Source organism: Olsenella uli DSM 7084 (assembly GCF_000143845.1).
GTDB lineage: Bacteria > Actinomycetota > Coriobacteriia > Coriobacteriales > Atopobiaceae > Olsenella > Olsenella uli.
The window spans coordinates 914,367-933,179 of sequence record NC_014363.1 but is presented as its reverse complement, the minus strand read 5'-3'; the positions used below and the strand labels follow the sequence as shown (position 1 = coordinate 933,179).

The following is an 18,813-nucleotide window of genomic DNA, read 5'->3' as shown; positions in this document are numbered from 1 at the left end:
AGCACGATACGACATTTGGGGCCATTTGTGACCCCTCATTCGGCAAGGCGGCCACCACATGCGGCCAGACGTTCGATGTCCATCGGGTCGTGGGAGGCGACGACAAGCGTCCGACCGCGAAGCTCATCGACCACGAATGTGCAGCAGGCCACATGGGCCGCCTCGTCGAGGGCAGCGAAGGGCTCGTCCAGAAGGACGAGGTCAGATGGGGTCAGGAGGGCCCGCACGAGCTCGACGCGACGCCGCTGCCCACCCGAGAGCCGCTCAACGGGACCTGCGCCCACCACGCCCGGGATCAGGCGCTCCAGCGAGGCGCGGGCCCTCTCGCGCGTGACTGAGCGCCCGCAGGCGAGAAGGACGTTCTCCTCGGCCGACAGACCCTCCACGAGCCTGGTCTCCTGGAACACCGCAGACACCCTGCCGGGACGGACCCGCGCCTGGCCAGACGACGGGACTATCCGACCGGAGAGCACGCCCAGAAGCGTGGTCTTGCCCGCGCCGGAGCCGTCGGTCAGGACCAGGCGCTGTCCGGGGCCCAGGTGCAGCTCATAGCCTGCGAGCACGTCCCTCTGCCCCAGGGTCACCGCAAGCGCGAAGACGTCGACGACGGCGGACCCGCAGGTCTCGCCCGAGGGCGAGGAGCCGCCCAGGCCCCAGACCGCGAAGCGTTGTGCGAGGGGTCCCGACATCGCGAGGACGTGCAGGAAGACGCGTTCGCAGGCCCACGAGAGCACGATGACGGTGATGGTCCAGGAGAAGAGGTCGGCGGTCTCGAGCAGGAGCTTTGACTGATAGACGCGCTCCCCCACCGAGGCGGCGGGCAGACCGACCAGCTCCGCCGCGACACCCGACTTCCACGCCATGCCACAGGCGCTACGGCAGGCAGCCTGGAGGAACGGGAGGAGGGATGGCCACAGCTGGGCCAGCAGCCGCCTGGGCGCACTCACGCGATGGACGCAGAGCATCTCGCGGAGCCTTGGGTCGAGCTGACGAAGGCCTTCGACAAGCGCGAAATACAGGGACGGGAGGACGGCGATGTAGACGGCCACGAAGACGACGGAGCGAGACCCCAGCCACATCAGCAACAGCACGATGAGACAGACGATGGGAGCGCTCTTGAGGACTCCCAGCGGCAGTTCGATGACATCCTCAAGGGAGCGAAACCTCCACACGAGGGCGGCCAGCAAAGATGCCGAGACGAGCGCCAGGGAGAAGCCCATGGCGACGCGCCCGAGCGTACCCAACGCGACGGACCAGAAATCGGGCGTCACGATGAGCTCGGCAAGGCGCACTGCGGTGGCAAGGGGACCCGCAAGCAGCAGCTCGCTTCCCACGGCAACGCTCGCGAGCTGCCAGACCAGCACCCAGAGCAGGGCGACGAGCAGGCAACGCAGTACCCGCCTGCCCTCCGTCTGTCGCAGCTGGTGCCCCATCATCGTGGCCGTCCTCACCCTTCCGTCGCCCCGCTCCTGCTCCGCGCGCGGCATCGTCATCCATAACGGCATCGCCGTCCAGAGCGCGCCACCCCAGCACTTATAGCGCCTCGCCATCCATAACGCCGGCGTCGTCATGCCGGACGTCGTCCATAATAGGGTAACGCGAGGGAGGAGAGACATGGATACACATGACGTCGCAGGCAACGCTGGCATCAGGATAGAGGTCAGCCCACTGGGGGCCCAGCTCATGAGCCTCAAGGTGGGCGACGGGGAGTTCCTCTGGCAGGGTGACGGGCGTTGGTGGCCGCGCCGCGCCCCCGTCCTCTTCCCCATCGTCGGCAACATCAGGGACGGGCAGGCAGAGTCGGCCCAAGGGAGGATCAGCCTGGGGCGACACGGACTCGCGCGCAACCATACCTTCGCTCTCGAGAGGAGGGATGGCGCGTCCCTCTCGTACGTGCTGTCCTCCAGCAAGGAGACGCGCAGGCAGTATCCCTATGACTTCGATCTGCGCGTGAGCTACTCCGTCGTCGAGGGCGGCGTGCGCCAGGAGTTCCTCGTCACCAACACCGGCGACGAGACGCTCCCCTACGTCGTGGGCGGGCATCCCGCGTTCAACGTACCGGCACCCGGACCAGAAGCTAGCGCCGCCAACGAGGACTTCTCCCAGTACCGCCTGGAGTTCTCACGCCCGTGGACCTACGCCACGCCCAGCATAGACACGCGAAGCGGTCTGCTCGACTTCGACAATCGCATAGACCTGCTCGACGCATCGGATACGTTGCCCCTCTCCCACCAGCTCTTCTCCATTGACACGCTAGTGTTCGAGGACGTCCCGGACCGGACCGTCCGCCTCGTCGGACCCAGGGGCCATGGCATGCGCGTGGACTTCGAGGGCTTCGACTACCTGGGCGTGTGGTCGGCTGCCGGGGGCGCGCCGTTCGTGGCGCTCGAACCCTGGACCGGCTGCGCGACCGCACTCGACGAGGACGACGTCTTCGAGCGCAAACGCGGCATGAGCCTGCTTGCCCCGGGGCAGACGCAGGCTCATGCGTTCGTGATGCGACCCCTGTAAGGCAAGCGCTCCGGCCGAACGCGGAAGGGCATCGAGTTGCACATACGCCTCGCGACACCACACGACCTCGATGACATAGCGGACTGCTACGAACGGGCGCGCGGCTTCATGCAAGCCCACGGCAACGCGACGCAGTGGTCGGACGGCTACCCCTCGCGCTCGACGGCAGAGCGGGACATCGCCGTCGGGTACTGCTACGTGTGCGAGGGAGGGAGCGGGGTCCTAGGCTGCCTCACGCTGCTGGACGGACCTGATCCTAGCTATGGTTCCATCGGGGGAGGCAGCTGGCTCAACGACAAGCCCTACAAGGTCGTGCACCGCATTGCCGCGCGAGTCCAGGGCACGGGCGTTGGAGGTGCTTGCATGTCCTGGGCCTGTTCTTGGGGCTGCGACGTGCGCGCTGACACCCATGAGGACAACCTGCCCATGCAGGGCCTGCTGGAGGGGCTAGGCTTTGTGCGCTGCGGCACCGTACATCTGCCTGATGGTGGCGCTCGTCTCGCCTACCACTGGACCACAGGCGACCGTGGCGGGGAGGATCGCGGTTCTGGAGCCCGAGAGGACGACCCCGGTCTCGGGTTGCCGATCCCGGTTTCGGTTACCAGAAGTGAGCACTTTTTTGAGAAGTGAGTACTTTTTTGGCCTCCCGAAGGCATCTGGCATCCGACAGACAAATACCTCCTGACATAGTCGCAGGTAACAGGCTTGTCCCATCCATCAGAAGTGAGCATTGGTACTCACTTCTGATGGCACTGGTGCTCACTTCTGATGGATGGGGAGGATGGAAGGTGGATAGGAGGAAATGGTCATCAGCCGGCTTCGGCCTCCGAGTGCCTCCCGGAGTCAGGGGTGCACCTCATGAGGTAAGACAAGTCCCATTCGCTTTCCCATTCAGTAAAAGAGGAGGTTCCCATCTCTCCTTGCCTTTGCGAGAAGGAGATGGAATGTGACGTTGCCGACGACCAGCCAGGCAAGCGACGTGACGACCAGGGCAACCAGCGCCCCACCAGGGTCCCCTCCCGTCATGGACAGGCGGATGAAGTCGTTGCACGCGGTCAGGGGGATCGCTCGCGTGAAGGCCAGGACGCCCGGGTCCGAGGGGAGCGTATCGGTCACAAGCAGCAGGCCGAGCTGAAACAGGAGCAGCAGCGACCCCGTCCGCTTGTACCTGACGGCGACGCCATCCAAGACCAGGCCCATGCCGTACATCCCCAAGGAGCAGACCACGATGGCCGCGACGGAGCCCGGCGAGACAAAGAGACGCAGGCCCCACGTCACCCGTCCGACGAGCGCGACCGCCGCCGTGACGACGCAGCTCACCACCACCGCGCTGCACAGCTCGCCCAGCTGGAGCAGGGGGCACGTCATCCCGAGTACGACAGAAGGGATGCCCTCTCCGGGCAGCTTGCGGGAGGCAGGCACGTCCATACGAGGCGCACCCTCGTCGAGATGCCGTAGCCCCTCGGGGACTACTGGGAGGACGGTGCCGAGGTCAATGCCGGTCTAACATAGAAATCAAAACGATCTAGGATTCCCACCGCAGCCCCAAGTTGTCGACTTCTGCGTTAGCGAATACAGTAGGGCGCCTCCGCGACAAGACCGCAAGCTCCGCCGTCGATGACGCCTACTGGGTGCGGGTGCTGTCGCGTCCTGCAGGAGCGACTTAGATGTGTGAGGGCGCCTACACGCCGAGGCTACCGTAGCTCTAGGCCTTCCGCGTCATACCAGAGAAAGCCGTTCTCCCGGCAGTACGCGTCTATGCGCATCGCAAGCCCCTGGTCTGCCCCGTATTCCAGCAAGTAAACGGAGAGGCCGCTTTGCTTGGCCTTGGCGAGGTAGTCCTGCCAGAAGGCGCACTCCCCCTCCGTCCGCTCCCCGTAGGTCCCGCGCTCGAAGTCGATGCTGGTGAAGACCGTCTCCTGGTTGATTCCGTCAAAGAGGCCCTGTGCGCTGCCGTCGTCGATGCATCTCGAGACGAAGTCGTCACCGCCGTTCACGACGAGAGGGAGGCCGTAGCCCTTAAGCCCCCTCAACATGAGGCTCAGTCCTTCGAACGTCTCGTCCGTGCGATAGTGATGGTAGACGTCAGCGTTATCCAAGAAGAAGCCGTCCAGGCCCATGGCGGCATATTCCTTGCCCAGTTCGTTGACGATGAAATCCCGCCACGCCGCCGACGTCACATCCACCCAGCGCTCGTCCGGCCAGTCCTCGTAGACGCCCAGGGTCATGTCCCGGAAGCGGTCGTAGTACGGTCGCCACCCCTCGATCGCCCCCACGTTGAGATATCCGTAGACCGTCGTGCCGTCGGCATGCAGCGCTTCGATCTGCTCCGCATTGAACTCGGAAGGCTCGATCACGACGATGTCGTATCCGTCGAGCCGCTCAATCTCGTTTCCGCTGATACCCAGAAACACCCCGTATTCCCGAGAAGGCTCCTGGGCACACCCTGAGACCAAGAGGGCGACGCAGAGCACGAGAAGGAAGGACCCCATGAGGGGGACGACGAGCCCCCTCACAGGCCTCGTCACTCGTCGCATGCCTCACCGACCTCATTCCATGCGCCTGGCCCCAATGCCCTGCCACGTCCTCGACTCCCCGCTTGTCAGGGAGATCATAGACCATAGGACCGTAAGGTCGGAAGGACACCACAGCCAGACGGGCACTACACGCAGCGCAACTCGCAGCGTCGCCGTTCGAAGGGGGCATCTCTCGACATGTGCATCCGACGAAAGCGGCGCCCCCCTCACGTGGAAGGGCATCCAACTACGAGTCTCACAGCTGCTTCACGCATACCATAGCCGAATTCGGCAGGCATCCGATCAGAAGCGCGCCCAATCAGAAGTGAGTACCTAGCCGTCAGAAGTGAGTGCTTTTTCGGCCTCCCAGGGGGCGCGCAGATCCCGAGAAAAGCATGTCCCTCGTCATTTCCGCAGGCACAGGCGCTAGCATAGTCATTGGAAGTGAGTGCCCGTCACTCACTTCTGGTGCCTCGGGTACACACTTCTGGCAGTCGAAGCCCGAGATTTCGCGAAAGGGCATACGCCTGTGCCGCCTGGATACGCACCTGCACCGTGCAACACTGGCGGACAAAGAGGCGCAGGCGCCGGCAGGCACGATATACGGAAACCTCTCCAAGATGGAGAAGAACGGGCTCGTTCGCTTCGTCGTGTAGGAAGAGAGGCGCGAGCTCTACGACATCACCCCAGCGGGGCAGGAAGTTCTCGATGTGGGGACCGTCTCCTGCCTTGTGCGAGAAGGTCAGCGCGAGAAGGCCTTGACACGAGGCACCTAGCACTCCTCCAGCAGGTCGCGCAAAGACGTGGCAGGGCGTCCGAGGACGCGCTCGACATCGGTGGAGACGCCCTCCTGCTCGCCTGCCCTGATGGCGGTGTACGTGCTCACCCAAGCGTCGTACTGCCACTGCTCCGCAGGCCACCGCAGGCGCGAGGCATAGGCCTCCTCGATCGTCTCGTCATGGAAGGATGCCTCTGTGCCGGTGGACTGGCTGACCGCACGGGCGATCTCCCCCATGGTGAGGTCCTCCGGGCCCGTGAGGTTCAGCACACGATCCTCCCAGACCTGCGGGTCCATCAGGATGGCTGCCGCCACGGCGGCGCTGTCCCGCCGCGCGACGGCCGACACCCTCCCCGCGCCTGCGGGCCCGCGGATCTCTCCGTCGTTCACACACATGTCCACGAAGAAGTCCAGGTAGAAGTTGTCCCGCAGGAAGGTGTAGGCGAGGCCTGCCTCCCTGATGTGGCGCTCTGTCCTCGCGTGGTCATGCGAGAGGGTGAAGGTGGCCTGCTCGCTCGCCCCATAGAACGACGTGTACACGATGTGACGCACACCGGCCGCCTTGGCCGCGTCCACGAAGGCCCCGTGCTCCTCCGCACGTCGAGGGTTCTCGCGTGCAGAGACCATGAGCAGCACGTCGACGCCCGTCAGGGCCGCCACCGTTGCTGGTGTGTTCTCATAGCTGGCCTGACGGATCTCTGCTCGCTCGTAGGGCTCCGCCCTCGCCGGTGTCCGCGCAAGGTGGATGGACGGGATGTCTGCATCCGCGATGACACGGGCAGTGTAGGAGCCGAGCTTGCCCGTCACGCCGGTGATGCCGATGGTCATGAATCCGCTCCTCTCTCGAAGTTGGTCAGTTGCCGCCGCCAGATGCCATAGCGCAGCTCTTGGCCGGTGCCATGACACCGGTCCTGGTCGATGTCGAAGGCGTGGCCCTACGAGATGCAAGGGTCGCGGGACGCCTATTCGGGGTGTCTACGCGGAGTGCCTACTTTGAGAGCAGCTCCTCGACGTCGAGGGCGATCATAAGCTCCTCGTTGGTCGGGACGACGAGGACCTTGACCGCAGAGTCCTCGGTGGAGATCACGCGCGGCTCGCCAGAGCGGACCTTGTTCGCCTCCTCGTCGATCCTGACGCCCAGCCACTCCAGCTCCTTGGCGACGCCCAGGCGCATGGTGGAGGAGTTCTCGCCGATGCCGGCAGTGAACACCATGGTGTCGAAGCCATGCATGGACTGGGCCATCTCGGCGATGAGCTGGGAGGTGCGGTAGTAGAACATCTCGAGGGCGAGCTGGCAGTTGGCGTCACCGCCCTCGGCGGCCTCCTCGATGTCGCGGGAGTCCGAGGAGAGGCCCGAGAGGGCGAGCAGGCCGGACTGCTTGTTCATCATGGTGTCGACCTCGTCGATGGAGTAGCCCCCCTCGCGCATGAGGTAGGCGACCGTGGCGGGGTCGATGGTGCCGCAGCGGGTGCCCATGATCAGGCCGTCGAGCGGGGTGAGGCCCATCGTGGTCTCCTTGTCGCGCCCGTCCTCGATGGCCGACAGCGACGCGCCCGAACCCAGGTGGCAGGAGACGAGCTTGTGCACGTCACCGTCCAGGAACTCGGCCGTCTTCTTCCAGATGTAGCGGTGCGAGGTGCCATGGGCGCCATACTTGCGGATGTGGAGCCTGTCGACCACGTCGCGCGGCAGGGCGTAGCGCCAGGCCTTCTCGGGGATGTTGTAGTGGAAGGAGGTGTCGGCCACGATGACGTTGCCGATGGAGGGGAACATCTCGCGGCAGATCTCGATGACGTCCGCCTCGGCATAGTTGTGCAGCGGAGCGAGCGGCGCGACCTCGCGGACCCATCCCAGGGTCTTTTCGGTGACGACCTTGGACTCGGGGAAGTACCAGCCGCCCTGGACCACGCGGTGGCCGATGCCCTCGATCTTGTCGGTGTCGAAGCCAGCCTCGGAGAGGATGTCGAAGACGTACTTGATGGCGGTCTTGTGATCCGGGAGGGCGACCTCGAGCCTCCGCTTGCCAGAGCCATTCTCCTCGTGGCCGACGAAGGAGCCGTCGATGCCGATGCGCTCGCAGTTGCCCTTTGCATGCACCTGGCCCGTCGCGGTGTCCAGAAGTTGGTACTTGAGCGAAGAGCTGCCAGCGTTGATAACCAGAACGATCATAAGTCTCCTCTCGCCGGGGACGCACCCCGATTGGACGCACAAGCGCGAACCATGATAGCGCCTGTCGGACGGGACGGGTCCGAGGATGGGCCCTAGGACTCGGGTAGGATCGCAGCGCCCAGCGAGCGGCCACCGAGCAGGTGCATATGCAGGTGCCGGACCGTCTGGCCCCCGTCGGCGCCGGTGTTGGCTATGATCCTGAACCCCGACGCGTCTACCCCTTCACGACGAGCGACCTCGGCGATGGCGCGCTTCATCGCCACCAGGGTGTCGGCGGGCACGTCGTCGATGATGTCATCGTAATGCTGCTTGGGGACGATAAGCACGTGTACGGGTGCCTGCGGGTCCATGTCGCGGAAGGCGCAGACGAGCTCGTCCTCGTACACGTAGTCCGACTCGATCTGGTGGTTCGCTATCTTGCAGAAGATGCAGTCGTCCTTGGTTGCCATGCCCTCTCCCCTACTCGTCGATGAAGGCCGTCGACGGCGCGGCCGTGGTGTCGCTCACCGGGGCGTCCTCGTCTGTCGCGTCAAGAAGTACCTGGACCTTCTGCTCCGCACGGGCCAGGCGCTCGCGCAGGCTCTTCAGGAGCTCGACGCCCCGTGCATAGCGTGAGAGGGACTCCTCGAGTTCCAGATCCCCGTTCTCAAGCGAACGCACGATCTGCTCCAGCTCGATGGAGGCCTCCTTGAAGCTCATGTCCTCGATCTTTGGATAGCTCTTCTCTGCCATCTTCTCCTCTTCCCTGCGACTAGCGCCGCACGTCCTCGTCCAAACGGATGTCCTTGACCTCGGCCTCAAGCGAGCCGCGCGCCATCGTCACCTCGATCGTGTCTCCCACGCTGGCCCCGCCGGCATCTCCCATGACGTGGCCAGACCCGTCCCGGACGACGGAGTAGCCACGCGCGAGCACCCTGAGCGGCGAGAGCGCGTCGAGTGCGGCGGCACTGCGGGCTAGATCGGCTTCGTGGGGACGCAGCATACGTGCCGCGATCCCCCTCAGGAGGGCCCCATCACGCTCGACCTCGAAGCCCAGGCGCCTCCAGGCCTGCGGGCCCGCGACGTGCAAGCTCTGTCCGAGGGACTCGAGGGACTGCGCCCTATGGACGAGGGAGCGTAGCGGCGCGTCACGCAGGCGCTGCTCGGTAAGCTCAAGCTGTGCCGAGAGGTCTTCGTAGGAGGCATACGGGTCCGTGAGGCAACGGCGCTGGGCGAGGGCCTCTATGCGCAAGCGCTCACGCGAGATGCGAACCTCGAGCGAGCGGCGGGCAAGCTCGCCGAGCGTACCGAGACGCTGCGTCTCACCCTCGAGCTGGGAGGACATGGCACGCACGAGCCGTAGCTGACGGTCGTTGATGCTCCGTTCGATCTCGTCGATGCCCGGGGCCACCGACTCTGCCGCGGCGGTGGGCGTCGAGCAGCGGCGGTCCGCGACCATGTCGCAGATGGAGGTGTCGGGTTCGTGACCGATGCCCGTGACGACGGGCACGGGGCTTGCGGCCACCGCGCGCGCCAGGGCCTCGTCGTTGAAGCACATGAGGTCCTCGAAAGACCCACCGCCCCTGACGAGCAATATGGCGTCGGGACGGGCGTCTGCTGCCATGGCAAGGGCACGGATGATCGTCGGGGGAGCAGAGCTGCCCTGGACGGAGCAGCCGGCCACCAAAATCTCCACCAGGGGGTTGCGGCGGGAGAGCGTGCGCTTGACATCCTCGATGACACTGCCTGACAGCGAGGTCACCACGACCACGCGGGAGCAAAAGCGCGGGATGGGGCGCTTGCGGCCCTCCTCCATGAGGCCCTCGCGCTCGAGCCTGCGCGCGAGCTCGGCAACCTGCTGGCGCAGCAGTCCCTCACCGGCAAGCTCGACGTGACGGGCGACGAACGAGAGCTTGCCGCTGGCGTTGTAGACGTTGAACCTGCCATCCATCTGGACCTGCAGGCCATCCTTGAGCCTGAAGCCTGCAGACTGGTAGATGCCCCGCCAGACGATGGCATCCATGCTCGAGGCCTCGTCCTTCAGCTGGAAGTAGCAGTGACCCGAACGGGCGTTGGGACCCCGAAACCCGCTGACCTCGCCGCGCACGACGAGGGCGGGCAGAGCGTCGACCCCACGCTTCGCTATGTCGACCGCCTCTCGGACGGAAAGGGGCTGACTGACAGGCATAAGACTCCTAACGACCTCTCCTGTCAGCCCGACCCATCAGGTAGACGAGCTGGAGGATGGACACGAGCGCCGCAGACACGTACGTGAGGGCAGCGGCCGTGAGAACCTGGCGTGCGCCACGCTCGTCAATGCCGGAACCCGACGCCGAAAGGTAGGCGACCGCACGACGGGAGGCATCTATCTCGACGGGAAGGGTGACCAGCTGGAACAGCACCGTGAAGGCGAAGAGGAACACGCCGAGCTGAACCAGGCCCGTGAAGTTCAAGACGAGGCCCAGAAACAGGAGGACCGCCCACGCCTGTTGCGTGACGTTCACCAGCGGAACCATGGCGGTGCGAAAGCGACCGAACGCGAAGCCGCGCGCCGTCTGGACGGCATGGCCCGCCTCATGGCAGGCAACTGCGACAGAGGCGACGGAGCCTCCCTCGTAGTTCTCCTCGGAGAGATGCAGGTTGTTGTCACGGGGGTCAAAGTAGTCACTGAGGTGTCCCGCGACGTGGCCGATCCCAACGGCCGAGGCGCCATTCTCGTCGAGCATGCGACGGGCGACCTCGGCGCCCGTCGTACCGAATGAGGTGGGGACCCTGGACCACCTCTTGTAGGACGAGTTGATGTACCACTGGGTCAAGAGGCCGAGGACCATCGATACGACGACGATCGCGATGTAGGTCATGTCGTACCCAAGCCCATAACCATATCCGATCCCATAGGGCATGTGGTGGCTCCAATCAGTCGAGAGGGACGCAGCTGTCCTCCTTGTACCCCACCTGCGTGCGGCCCACGCCATCAGGAGGCACTCTACACGACGCGACGGATGGCAATTCGCGCCAGAAGAGCCCCCTGCCCAATCAGTGGGCGTCAGAGCGTCTCGACCCGACCGTCCTTGACGGTCAGTCCCACCTTGCCTTCGAGCAGATCGGTAAGCTGCCTGCCGGCGAGCTCGTAGCGCCACGAGTGGGCAAGGCGGCTCTCCTCGCGGTGCGAGACGAACTCGAGCAGGTCATCGCGGGTCGCTATGAGCTGTGTCGCGACGCCGCTCCTCTCGGCGACCAGGCGCAGCATCGCGTACATCAGGTCGATGACGCTCTCCGTGTCGGGAGAGGGACGGTCCTTGCGCCTGGCCGACGGGCACTTCTCCGCAGGGCAGGAGGCACCACGCCCGACAGCCTCGATGAGGGCCTTGGCGTCGCGCTCGCCCAGGGACTCGGCGCCACGGATGCGTCGCAGGCGGTCAAGCGTGCGTGGAGCGCGCTTGCAGGCCTCGACGATCAGCTCGTCCGAGACGACCCACTTGCGCGGGACGTCACGGCGCGCGGCGGCGCTCTCGCGCCAGGCGCAGACCTCGCGCGCTATCGCGAGCTGGCGGCGCGTCAGGGAGCCCGAGCGCCTGAGGTGCAGGTATGCCTCCTCGGGGACGCGCATGAAATGTGCGGGCGAGACGAGCTCGGCCATCTCGGGCGCAAGCCAGGGGAGACGGTCCCTCATGATGAGTTCCGCCATCATCTGGTCGTAGATGCCCGGGAGGTAGCGAACGTCATCCTCGGCGTAGGCGAGCTGCTCGGCGTCGAGCGGACGGCGGGACCAGTCGGTGAGGGACTCCGCCTTGGGGAGGCGGACGCCACAGCAGGCGTCGACGAGCGCTCCGTAGCCTATCTGCTGGCGATGGCCCAGGAAGGCTGCGGCCAGCTGCGTGTCGAAGATGGGCCCGGGCACGCAGTGCAGGGCGTCGTAGATGACCTCGAGGTCCTGTGAGCAGGCATGGAACACCTTGGTGATCGATTCGTCCGTAAGGAGCCTCGCGAGAGGAGAGAGGTCATCGATGAGGATGGGGTCGATTGCCGCGGACTCATCAGGGGTTGCGGCCTGGATGAGGCACAGCCGCGGAAAGTAGGTCCTCTCTCGGAGGAACTCGGTGTCGATGGCCAGAACTCTGGAGGTCGCGACACGCTTGCAGAACGTGGTCAGTCCCTCGTGGTCAGAAATGTACACAGGCTCTCGATTCGTCCCGGGAATGAAAATGGCTAACATCACAAGTCAGGGGCGGCGCCACCAGGGTGGCGCGCCAACAGGACATGATACAGAAGCCATCTGGAGGTAACGTGCGCAGCCTCATCGTCCATAACGCGAAGTCGGGCTTTGGCTCTGACGCGGTCTTCGAGTTCGAGCGCGCACTCGTCTCGCAGGGTGACGAATGCGTGTTGCGCGTCCTGCCTGATGGCGCAGGCGCGAGGGAGATCCTCTCCGATGCCGAGTCCTTCGACCTGGTGGTGGCGTCCGGTGGTGACGGGACGATCACGAGCCTGCTCTTCGAGCTTCGCGGTCGCGACGTCCCCACCTGCGTCTTCCCCTCCGGGACCGCCAACCTCCTCTTCAAGAACCTGGGCTGTGCCTCGGAGCCCTCGGCGATCGCGCATGCCTGTCGGCAGGGAAGGACCATCCGGACCGACCTGGGCGAGATCGGCTGGGTGGACGGCGACGGACGTGCGCGCACGCGTGGCTTCGGGCTCATGGCTGGCTCGGGCTTCGACGCGCAGATCATGGCGGCGGCGGTCCCCAACAAGAAGCTCATGGGCGAGGCCGCCTACTTTGCCGCAGCGCTCGCCAACCCCCGGCCCGAGGTGGCGCGCTTCTCCATCACCGTCGATGGGGTCACCCACGAGCGTGACGGCATAGCCTGCATCGTCGCCAACAACGCGATGATCCAGGGCGAGATCGAGGTCGTCCCCAACTGCAGCATGACCGACGGGCTCCTCGACGTCATCGTGCTCGAGACCTCCGATGCCGTGCACCTGCTGCGTCCAGTGTTCGCGAGCCTCGTCGACCGCAGCGGGAGGGTCATAGGGAGGCCCTGCATCGAGCAGTTCACGGGGGCCTCCGTCCAGGTGAGGTCCTCGCGGCCCATCCCGCTCCAGGTGGACGGCGAGGCCATGCCAGGCACCATCGACGCCTACGACGCCCACGTCATCGGTGGCTGCAACCGCTTGATCGTCGATGGCGTGAGCAGGTATGTCCCCAACGGGGCTACGCCTCGTCGTCCGCCGGAAACCTCACGCCCATCTGGCGTCGCGCCTCGTCCATGACGGCAAGCGACGAGAGCGTCACCTCCTGGGCCCAGGCCACCCTCGCCAGCGCGGACGCATCGCCGCGCACGGCGGCGACAAAGACCTCCAGCTCGTAGACCATGTCGTTCTCGGCGATGTCGAGGGACCGCGGGGCTGCCATGGTCCCTGCGGTCTCCGTGAAGACCATGCCCCTGTCCACGTGCGGCGTAAACGAGAGGTGATCGATGCGGCAGGTCTCGCCAAAGGCGAGCGTGCCCCGCTCGCCCTGGACCTCGCAGTCCAAGAGGCCGTTCGAGACCTTGCCAAAGGAGAGGCCCACGACCTTTCCCTCGTAACCCAACGTCACCTGCCCCGCCAGATCGATCGTGGCGAAGCGGTCCGTCGGCGCGACGCCGCCCACCGCAGCCGTGACACCCACGGCGCTGACCGTGCGCGGCGCACCGAAGAGCGCGACGGCCGGCTCGACGCAGTAGACGCCGATGTCCATGAGGGAGCCCTCGGAGAGGTGGGGATCGAAGACGTTGACGCGCTCGCGCGCCCTCAGGCGAGAGATGCGCGACGTCACCTTGGAGAAGCACAGTCGCGCGAGGCGGGGCTCTCCCACGTCGGCGAGCATGCCCTCGACCGCCGCAAACCCAGGGCCGTGGATGTTGCGCATGGCCTCGAGCGCAACGACGTCCCTCTCCCTGGCACACGTGAGAAGCAGGCGGGCCTCGCGCTCGTTGGAACCCAGGGCCTTCTCGACCAGCACATGCTTGCCCGACCGAACAAGCCGCAGGGCCTGGGGGACGTGCAGGGCGTTGGGACTGGCCACGTACACGGCATCGACCTCCGGACTGGCGGCGAGGGCATCCAGGTCACCGAACCAGAGGGATGCACCGTGCGCACGCGCGAACTCGCATGCCGAGGCCCCGTCACGCGAGTAGGCTGCGACGAACTCGGCAGCTCCGCTCTGGGCCAGGGCGTCCAGGAAACGCTCTACGATGGCGCCCCTGCCAATGGTCGCAAACCTCACGGCTGGCATACGGTCCCCCTTTGGTCGCATCCGCCCCATCCCCCATGCACGCATGTGGGGATGACAGGTTCAGGATACGTCGATTTCGCAAGCTGTGCCACGTGCAAGGGGCATAATTGCTCGCGTACGGACGACACGGACGGAGGTCCCATGTACTCATTCGACAGCCGCGTTCGCTACAGCGAATGCGACGAGACGGGTCGGCTCTCGATCCTGGGTCTGGTCAACTACCTGCAGGACTGCTCGACGTTCCACTCCGAGAGCCTGGGGCTGGGACTGGCCAGGATGGCGGCCGACCATTACGCGTGGTTCATCTCGGCCTGGCAGATAGAGATAGGCGAACTCCCCTCCTTCGGTGACGACATCACCGTGAGCACTTGGTGCTACGGGCTCAGGCGTGCCCTGGCGTCACGTAACTTCACCATCAACGACCAGGTCGGAAACACCCTCGTGCGAGCTGACTCCCTCTGGTTCGTCTTCGACACCGAGGCATGCCGCCCCGTGCGCATCCCTGACTCTCAGAGGGCCTACCTGTCTGGGGAGGGGCGTCTCGACATGCCTGCGACACGACGCAGGATCCCCGTCGAGGGGCCCTTCGTCGAGACGAGTCCCATCGTCGTGGACGAGCAGCAGCTCGACACCAACCGCCACGTCAACAACGCACGCTATATCTCCATGGCCCTCGCGGCCCTCGACGAGCTGGGCATCTCCCTTGACCTGCACCGCATATCCGTGCAGTACCAGAGCATGGCCCTCTCCGGCGACACGATCGTGCCACGGGTGTCCTCCTGTGCGTCGGGCCGCACCGTCGAGCTCTCGCGCCCGGAGGGAGGACCCTTCGCCACCGTGATGCTGCAGGACGCGTGAGACTCCCTAGTCGGACGCGTCGGAGTCGAGAGTGACCAGGAAGCGATAGGCGGGATAGGCATCTCGGCCCCCCATAATCGCTTGCCAATTGCGCTGTGCTTCTGTGGGCTCGCCCGAAAGGGGCGCCTGGCACGGCCACACGGGTAGAATCGGGTGGTGCGCCGAACGAAAGGATACCCAATGGCAGAGACGATCCACGTGGTTGCGGCCATCATCGAACGCAACGGGCGGGTTTTCTGCGCGCAGCGTGGATGCGGTGCGCTAGCGGGCGGCTGGGAGTTCCCCGGCGGGAAGGTCGAGCCCGGTGAGACAGCGGAGTCCGCGCTCAGGCGCGAGGTCCGGGAGGAGCTGGGTTGCAAGCTCTCTACGATGTGGTACCTGGACACCGTGGACTACGACTACCCCGACTTCCACCTGCACATGGACTGCTACGTGGCGACGCTCGCCGAGGGTGAGGAGCCCCAATCGCTCGAGCACAGGGACACCCGCTGGATGGGCCGAGACGACCTCATGTCAGTGGAGTGGCTCCCCGCGGACCGTGGCCTCGTCATGGGTCTGGGCGTCGCATGGGAGGAGATCTTCTCCGTGGCGCACCTCTAGGCCCCACGGAGCGCAGGTGAACTGCAGGGAGCGCACCCAACACGCACCCGTGCCCTTTGGGGCACTCGCTACGAAAGGACCAGACATGGCAGCAGAGACTGAGAGCACCTGCTCGCAAGCAACCGAGCACCAGCAGGCCGGCACCCCCATCATCGAGACGGCCTCGGCCACGACCTCAGCCGACAACGCCAACTCCGGCTCCAAGCCCTATGTCATTGCGGCGGTGGGCCTCGCGGCGCTCCTCGCGCTCTCCCTGAGCGTGGGCAGCTGTGTCAGCGACATGATCACGGCGGTAGCGTATGGCATCAACAACGGCCTGTACGACGATTACGACTATGGTCGCCGCCGCTACGACGACTACGACGACGGGGACGTGTACGAGAGGCTCGAGGAGCTCGTGCGGGAGGACGGCAGGCTTGGTTCGGGATATGGCTCGGGGACCCTCTCGACCAGCAGCCTGTCCTAGGGCCCTTTGCGCCACACCGAGGAAACCCCCATATCTCGATCTCTTCATATCCCGGCCTTTCCGTGCGAGCCCCCTCCACGGATCCTTCCACAGGCCCCTTCGACCACGCGACGCACGGAGGCGACAGCATGAGCAGAGCCGATGACATCTTTGTCCGGATGTGCACGGACATCATCGAGCGCGGCACGACGACCGAGGGTCAGAGGGTCCGCCCGCACTGGGAGGACGGCACGCCCGCCTACACCATCAAGCAGTTTGGCGTATGCAACCGCTATGACCTGCGCGAGGAGTTTCCCGCTCTCACGTTGCGCCGCACGGCCCTCAGGAGTGCCATGGACGAGGTGCTCTGGATCTACCAGAAGAAGTCCAACAACATCCATGACCTCAGCTCACACATCTGGGACGAGTGGGCCGACGAGTCGGGTTCCATCGGCAAGGCCTACGGCTACCAGATCGCCCAGAAATCGCACTATCCCGAGGGCGACATGGACCAGATGGACCGCGTCCTCTTCGACCTCAGGAGCAATCCATACAGCAGGCGCATCATGACCTCCACGTACACCTTCGCGGACCTTTCCGAGATGAACCTCTACCCCTGTGCCTTCAACGTCATCTACAACGTGACGCAGACGCCCGGAGAGGAGCGCCCGTCCCTGAACATGCTGCTCGTTCAGCGTAGCCAGGACATCCTAGCCGCAAACAACTGGAACGTCTGCCAGTACGCCATCCTCCTCATGATGGTCGCGCAGACAAATGACATGGTCGCCGGCGAGCTGGTCCACATGATCTCTGACGCGCACATCTATGACCGTCACGTGGACATCGTGCGCGAGCTCATCGCGCGGCCGACCTACCCCGCACCCAAGGTGAGCCTCAGGCCTGACGTGCACGATTTCTACGACTTCACGACCGACGACCTCATCGTCTGCGACTACAACCACGGTCCGCAGGTCAAGGACATCCCCATTGCCGTGTAGCCCCCCATCCCCGCCACTGGCCAAGGGGGTGCCACCCGGGTTGCCCATCGCTGGCCGGAGGCATCGCCCAAGCGCCATCACTGCCAAGAGTGCTGGTCGAAGCACCGTCCGAAAACAGACAAGGAGCAGCATGAACGCCATCGTCTCCGTCACGAGCGACTGGGGTATCGGCAACAACGGGCGCCTGCTCGTGCGCAACCGTGCCGACATGCACCGCTTCGTCGAACTCACACGCGGTGGCACCGTCCTCATGGGGCGAACCACCTTCGAGAGCTTCCCCAAGGGACCGCTTGTCGGACGCCGGAACGTGGTCATCACGCATGATGCCCACTATGAGCGCGCAGGCTACCCTCGCTCGGACGGCGCGGGACGAGACGCTGGCGGAGGGGGAGGCACGGGCTACGAGGTGTACACCACGCCGGAGGATGCGCTTCGAGCCGTCGTGGGCGAGGGCGACGGGAAGGTCTGGCTCATTGGCGGCGAAAGCGTCTACCGTGCCCTTCTCCCCCGCTGCTCCAGGGCGTACGTCACCAAGAACGATACCGTCGTGGAGGCAGATGCGTACTTCCCCAACCTCGACGAGAACCCAGCCTGGCAGATTGCTGACTCCCAGCCTGGCGGAGTGACCCCCGAAGGGGTGTCCTTCTCGTTCGTCACCTACGAGCGGCGGTCGTAGCGCGCGGCAGCTGCGGCGGACCAGCAAGTACTGCATGCCCGGCGATAGCGGCAGGCACGATGGGTCGACGAAGGCCATCGGACACGGCGAGCGAGCCGAAAAGCGGGGGTCCGGCGTTCCGGACCCCCGCTTATGATGACTCGATGCCGCGCCTAGCAATCAGGCCTGTCAGCGCGGTGGACGGCACACGCTGCGCGGCACACGCCCCTACTCGTAGTCGCCGACCTGGACCCAGTGCTTGAGGAGGTCCTCGTTCACCTTGCGCTCACGCGAGAGCTCGGCTGCCGCGACAACCGGGAGCCAGTAGTAGATGACCTGCTTCGGGGTATCGGTGCGCTCGGAGTAGATGTCGAGGTAGCGCTGGGCGCTCTCGGGATACTCAACGTTGAAGAGCAGGAAGGTCATCGCCGCGTCGACCTCTGGCAGGCCCGCGGTGACATGCGCCCAGTCACAGAGGTAGAGCTGCCCGTCATCCTCGCTGAGTATGACGTTTGATGGGATGAAGTCGCCATGGCAGACCCTGGTGCCCGAATGCATGCCATCGACGCGCATCTCGAGGTCGTAGCGGGTCGTGGGATCAATGGCCTTGCACTTTGAAATCATGCGTGCGAGCTTGTCCTTCTGCCGGTTCAGCAGGGGCGCCTCGAACGAGTGGATCTCCGCCTGGAGGTCGACGAGCTGGGTGAGGTAGCGATCGGCGTTGGATGCGTCCGCAGCGGCAAGCTCATGGAGGGTCTTGCCGGGAATGAAGCGAGTGGCGAGCGCCCAGGAACCCTTGTGCTCGCCCTCCTCGACGCGCGAGACCTCAAGGATCTCGGCGGCGCGAACGCCCGTCCCCTCGACGCGCGCGTTGTTGAGGGCCTCGTTGAACACGTCTGCGGCAGGCTTCTCGCTGTTGAACACCTTCACCAGGCGCTCGTCGTCATGGTAGACGACCTTGTTGCCACGCTTGACGATCTCGACCTTGCTGTCAGAAAGCTTCATGATGGGCCTCACCTTTCAGGGCAT

The 18,813-nt window shown here is 65.2% G+C and carries 20 protein-coding genes; 8 read left to right on the top strand and 12 right to left on the bottom strand.

The window, feature by feature from the left end:
- Positions 1 to 35: 35 nt before the first annotated feature.
- Positions 36 to 1,487, bottom strand: coding sequence for an ATP-binding cassette domain-containing protein (locus OLSU_RS09100; protein ID WP_049765157.1), 1,452 nt, complete (start codon positions 1,485 to 1,487; stop codon positions 36 to 38).
- Between the two features lie 127 nt (positions 1,488 to 1,614).
- Between OLSU_RS09100 and OLSU_RS04100 the strand changes: the two genes are divergently transcribed.
- Together OLSU_RS04100 and OLSU_RS04095 are read left to right on the top strand one after the other, a co-directional pair.
- Positions 1,615 to 2,511 carry an aldose 1-epimerase family protein gene (locus OLSU_RS04100; protein ID WP_013251687.1) on the top strand — a complete coding sequence of 299 codons (897 nt, stop codon included), beginning with the start codon at positions 1,615 to 1,617 and terminating at the stop codon, positions 2,509 to 2,511.
- A 36-nt stretch (positions 2,512 to 2,547) separates the two neighbouring features.
- Positions 2,548 to 3,141 (top strand): GNAT family N-acetyltransferase, encoded by a 594-nt coding sequence (locus tag OLSU_RS04095; RefSeq protein WP_013251686.1) that lies wholly within the window; start codon positions 2,548 to 2,550, stop codon positions 3,139 to 3,141.
- A 261-nt stretch (positions 3,142 to 3,402) separates the two neighbouring features.
- On the opposite strand, the gene OLSU_RS04090 is transcribed toward OLSU_RS04095, so the two are convergent.
- From OLSU_RS04090 to rnd, 9 genes are all read right to left on the bottom strand, one after another.
- Positions 3,403 to 3,939 (bottom strand): hypothetical protein, encoded by a 537-nt coding sequence (locus OLSU_RS04090; protein ID WP_013251685.1) that lies wholly within the window; start codon positions 3,937 to 3,939, stop codon positions 3,403 to 3,405.
- Between the two features lie 266 nt (positions 3,940 to 4,205).
- Entirely contained in the window at positions 4,206 to 5,048 is an 843-nt protein-coding gene (locus OLSU_RS04085) for an endo alpha-1,4 polygalactosaminidase (protein WP_013251684.1), read from the bottom strand.
- 751 nt (positions 5,049 to 5,799) lie between these two features.
- Positions 5,800 to 6,633: an SDR family oxidoreductase gene (locus OLSU_RS04075; RefSeq protein WP_013251682.1), complete on the bottom strand. Its 834-nt coding sequence runs from the start codon at positions 6,631 to 6,633 to the stop codon at positions 5,800 to 5,802.
- A gap of 160 nt (positions 6,634 to 6,793) precedes the next feature.
- Complete coding sequence (locus tag OLSU_RS04070; protein ID WP_013251681.1) at positions 6,794 to 7,975, bottom strand: acetate/propionate family kinase; 1,182 nt, start codon at positions 7,973 to 7,975, stop codon at positions 6,794 to 6,796.
- A 92-nt stretch (positions 7,976 to 8,067) separates the two neighbouring features.
- Positions 8,068 to 8,424, bottom strand: coding sequence for a histidine triad nucleotide-binding protein (locus OLSU_RS04065; RefSeq protein WP_013251680.1), 357 nt, complete (start codon positions 8,422 to 8,424; stop codon positions 8,068 to 8,070).
- A 10-nt stretch (positions 8,425 to 8,434) separates the two neighbouring features.
- A complete protein-coding gene (xseB, locus tag OLSU_RS04060; protein WP_013251679.1) occupies positions 8,435 to 8,707 on the bottom strand; it encodes an exodeoxyribonuclease VII small subunit in 273 nt (90 codons plus the stop codon).
- 19 nt (positions 8,708 to 8,726) lie between these two features.
- Entirely contained in the window at positions 8,727 to 10,142 is a 1,416-nt protein-coding gene (gene xseA, locus OLSU_RS04055) for an exodeoxyribonuclease VII large subunit (RefSeq protein ID WP_013251678.1), read from the bottom strand.
- Between the two features lie 7 nt (positions 10,143 to 10,149).
- Positions 10,150 to 10,857 (bottom strand): zinc metallopeptidase, encoded by a 708-nt coding sequence (locus tag OLSU_RS04050; protein WP_013251677.1) that lies wholly within the window; start codon positions 10,855 to 10,857, stop codon positions 10,150 to 10,152.
- 143 nt (positions 10,858 to 11,000) lie between these two features.
- Complete coding sequence (rnd, locus tag OLSU_RS04045; RefSeq protein WP_013251676.1) at positions 11,001 to 12,131, bottom strand: ribonuclease D; 1,131 nt, start codon at positions 12,129 to 12,131, stop codon at positions 11,001 to 11,003.
- A gap of 110 nt (positions 12,132 to 12,241) precedes the next feature.
- Between rnd and OLSU_RS04040 the strand changes: the two genes are divergently transcribed.
- Complete coding sequence (locus OLSU_RS04040) at positions 12,242 to 13,222, top strand: diacylglycerol/lipid kinase family protein (RefSeq protein WP_013251675.1); 981 nt, start codon at positions 12,242 to 12,244, stop codon at positions 13,220 to 13,222.
- Here the strand turns inward: OLSU_RS04040 and OLSU_RS04035 are convergent.
- Positions 13,164 to 14,228, bottom strand: a complete 1,065-nt coding sequence (locus OLSU_RS04035; RefSeq protein WP_013251674.1) for a Gfo/Idh/MocA family protein — start codon at positions 14,226 to 14,228, stop codon at positions 13,164 to 13,166. The genes OLSU_RS04040 and OLSU_RS04035 overlap by 59 nt on opposite strands.
- Before the next feature lie 141 nt (positions 14,229 to 14,369).
- On the opposite strand from OLSU_RS04035, the gene OLSU_RS04030 reads away from it, so the two are divergent.
- The 5 genes from OLSU_RS04030 (at position 14,370) to OLSU_RS04010 (ending at position 17,805) form a co-directional block, all read left to right on the top strand.
- Positions 14,370 to 15,086 carry an acyl-[acyl-carrier-protein] thioesterase gene (locus OLSU_RS04030; RefSeq protein ID WP_013251673.1) on the top strand — a complete coding sequence of 239 codons (717 nt, stop codon included), beginning with the start codon at positions 14,370 to 14,372 and terminating at the stop codon, positions 15,084 to 15,086.
- 180 nt (positions 15,087 to 15,266) lie between these two features.
- Complete coding sequence (locus OLSU_RS04025; protein WP_013251672.1) at positions 15,267 to 15,686, top strand: (deoxy)nucleoside triphosphate pyrophosphohydrolase; 420 nt, start codon at positions 15,267 to 15,269, stop codon at positions 15,684 to 15,686.
- A gap of 85 nt (positions 15,687 to 15,771) precedes the next feature.
- Positions 15,772 to 16,152 (top strand): hypothetical protein, encoded by a 381-nt coding sequence (locus OLSU_RS04020; protein WP_013251671.1) that lies wholly within the window; start codon positions 15,772 to 15,774, stop codon positions 16,150 to 16,152.
- A gap of 128 nt (positions 16,153 to 16,280) precedes the next feature.
- Positions 16,281 to 17,129: a thymidylate synthase gene (thyA, locus tag OLSU_RS04015; protein WP_013251670.1), complete on the top strand. Its 849-nt coding sequence runs from the start codon at positions 16,281 to 16,283 to the stop codon at positions 17,127 to 17,129.
- A gap of 130 nt (positions 17,130 to 17,259) precedes the next feature.
- Complete coding sequence (locus OLSU_RS04010; RefSeq protein ID WP_013251669.1) at positions 17,260 to 17,805, top strand: dihydrofolate reductase; 546 nt, start codon at positions 17,260 to 17,262, stop codon at positions 17,803 to 17,805.
- Positions 17,806 to 18,012: 207 nt separating this feature from the next.
- Here OLSU_RS04010 and OLSU_RS04005 read toward each other — a convergent pair whose 3' ends face one another.
- Positions 18,013 to 18,789, bottom strand: coding sequence for a phosphotransferase family protein (locus OLSU_RS04005; protein ID WP_013251668.1), 777 nt, complete (start codon positions 18,787 to 18,789; stop codon positions 18,013 to 18,015).
- Between the last annotated feature and the right edge of the window lie 24 nt (positions 18,790 to 18,813).

What these genes read in the sequence shown, in the direction of transcription:
- OLSU_RS09100 (WP_049765157.1), bottom strand. Translation starts at nt 1,487, where the DNA reads ATGCCGCGCGCGGAGCAGGAGCGGGGCGACGGAAGGGTGAGGACGGCC.
- xseA (WP_013251678.1), bottom strand. Translation starts at nt 10,142, where the DNA reads ATGCCTGTCAGTCAGCCCCTTTCCGTCCGAGAGGCGGTCGACATAGCG.
- xseB (WP_013251679.1), bottom strand. Translation starts at nt 8,707, where the DNA reads ATGGCAGAGAAGAGCTATCCAAAGATCGAGGACATGAGCTTCAAGGAG.
- OLSU_RS04025 (WP_013251672.1), top strand. Translation starts at nt 15,267, where the DNA reads ATGGCAGAGACGATCCACGTGGTTGCGGCCATCATCGAACGCAACGGG.
- OLSU_RS04100 (WP_013251687.1), top strand. Translation starts at nt 1,615, where the DNA reads ATGGATACACATGACGTCGCAGGCAACGCTGGCATCAGGATAGAGGTC.
- OLSU_RS04085 (WP_013251684.1), bottom strand. Translation starts at nt 5,048, where the DNA reads ATGCGACGAGTGACGAGGCCTGTGAGGGGGCTCGTCGTCCCCCTCATG.
- OLSU_RS04075 (WP_013251682.1), bottom strand. Translation starts at nt 6,633, where the DNA reads ATGACCATCGGCATCACCGGCGTGACGGGCAAGCTCGGCTCCTACACT.
- OLSU_RS04010 (WP_013251669.1), top strand. Translation starts at nt 17,260, where the DNA reads ATGAACGCCATCGTCTCCGTCACGAGCGACTGGGGTATCGGCAACAAC.
- OLSU_RS04050 (WP_013251677.1), bottom strand. Translation starts at nt 10,857, where the DNA reads ATGCCCTATGGGATCGGATATGGTTATGGGCTTGGGTACGACATGACC.
- OLSU_RS04030 (WP_013251673.1), top strand. Translation starts at nt 14,370, where the DNA reads ATGTACTCATTCGACAGCCGCGTTCGCTACAGCGAATGCGACGAGACG.
- OLSU_RS04065 (WP_013251680.1), bottom strand. Translation starts at nt 8,424, where the DNA reads ATGGCAACCAAGGACGACTGCATCTTCTGCAAGATAGCGAACCACCAG.
- OLSU_RS04090 (WP_013251685.1), bottom strand. Translation starts at nt 3,939, where the DNA reads ATGGACGTGCCTGCCTCCCGCAAGCTGCCCGGAGAGGGCATCCCTTCT.
- OLSU_RS04035 (WP_013251674.1), bottom strand. Translation starts at nt 14,228, where the DNA reads ATGCCAGCCGTGAGGTTTGCGACCATTGGCAGGGGCGCCATCGTAGAG.
- OLSU_RS04070 (WP_013251681.1), bottom strand. Translation starts at nt 7,975, where the DNA reads ATGATCGTTCTGGTTATCAACGCTGGCAGCTCTTCGCTCAAGTACCAA.
- OLSU_RS04005 (WP_013251668.1), bottom strand. Translation starts at nt 18,789, where the DNA reads ATGAAGCTTTCTGACAGCAAGGTCGAGATCGTCAAGCGTGGCAACAAG.
- OLSU_RS04020 (WP_013251671.1), top strand. Translation starts at nt 15,772, where the DNA reads ATGGCAGCAGAGACTGAGAGCACCTGCTCGCAAGCAACCGAGCACCAG.
- thyA (WP_013251670.1), top strand. Translation starts at nt 16,281, where the DNA reads ATGAGCAGAGCCGATGACATCTTTGTCCGGATGTGCACGGACATCATC.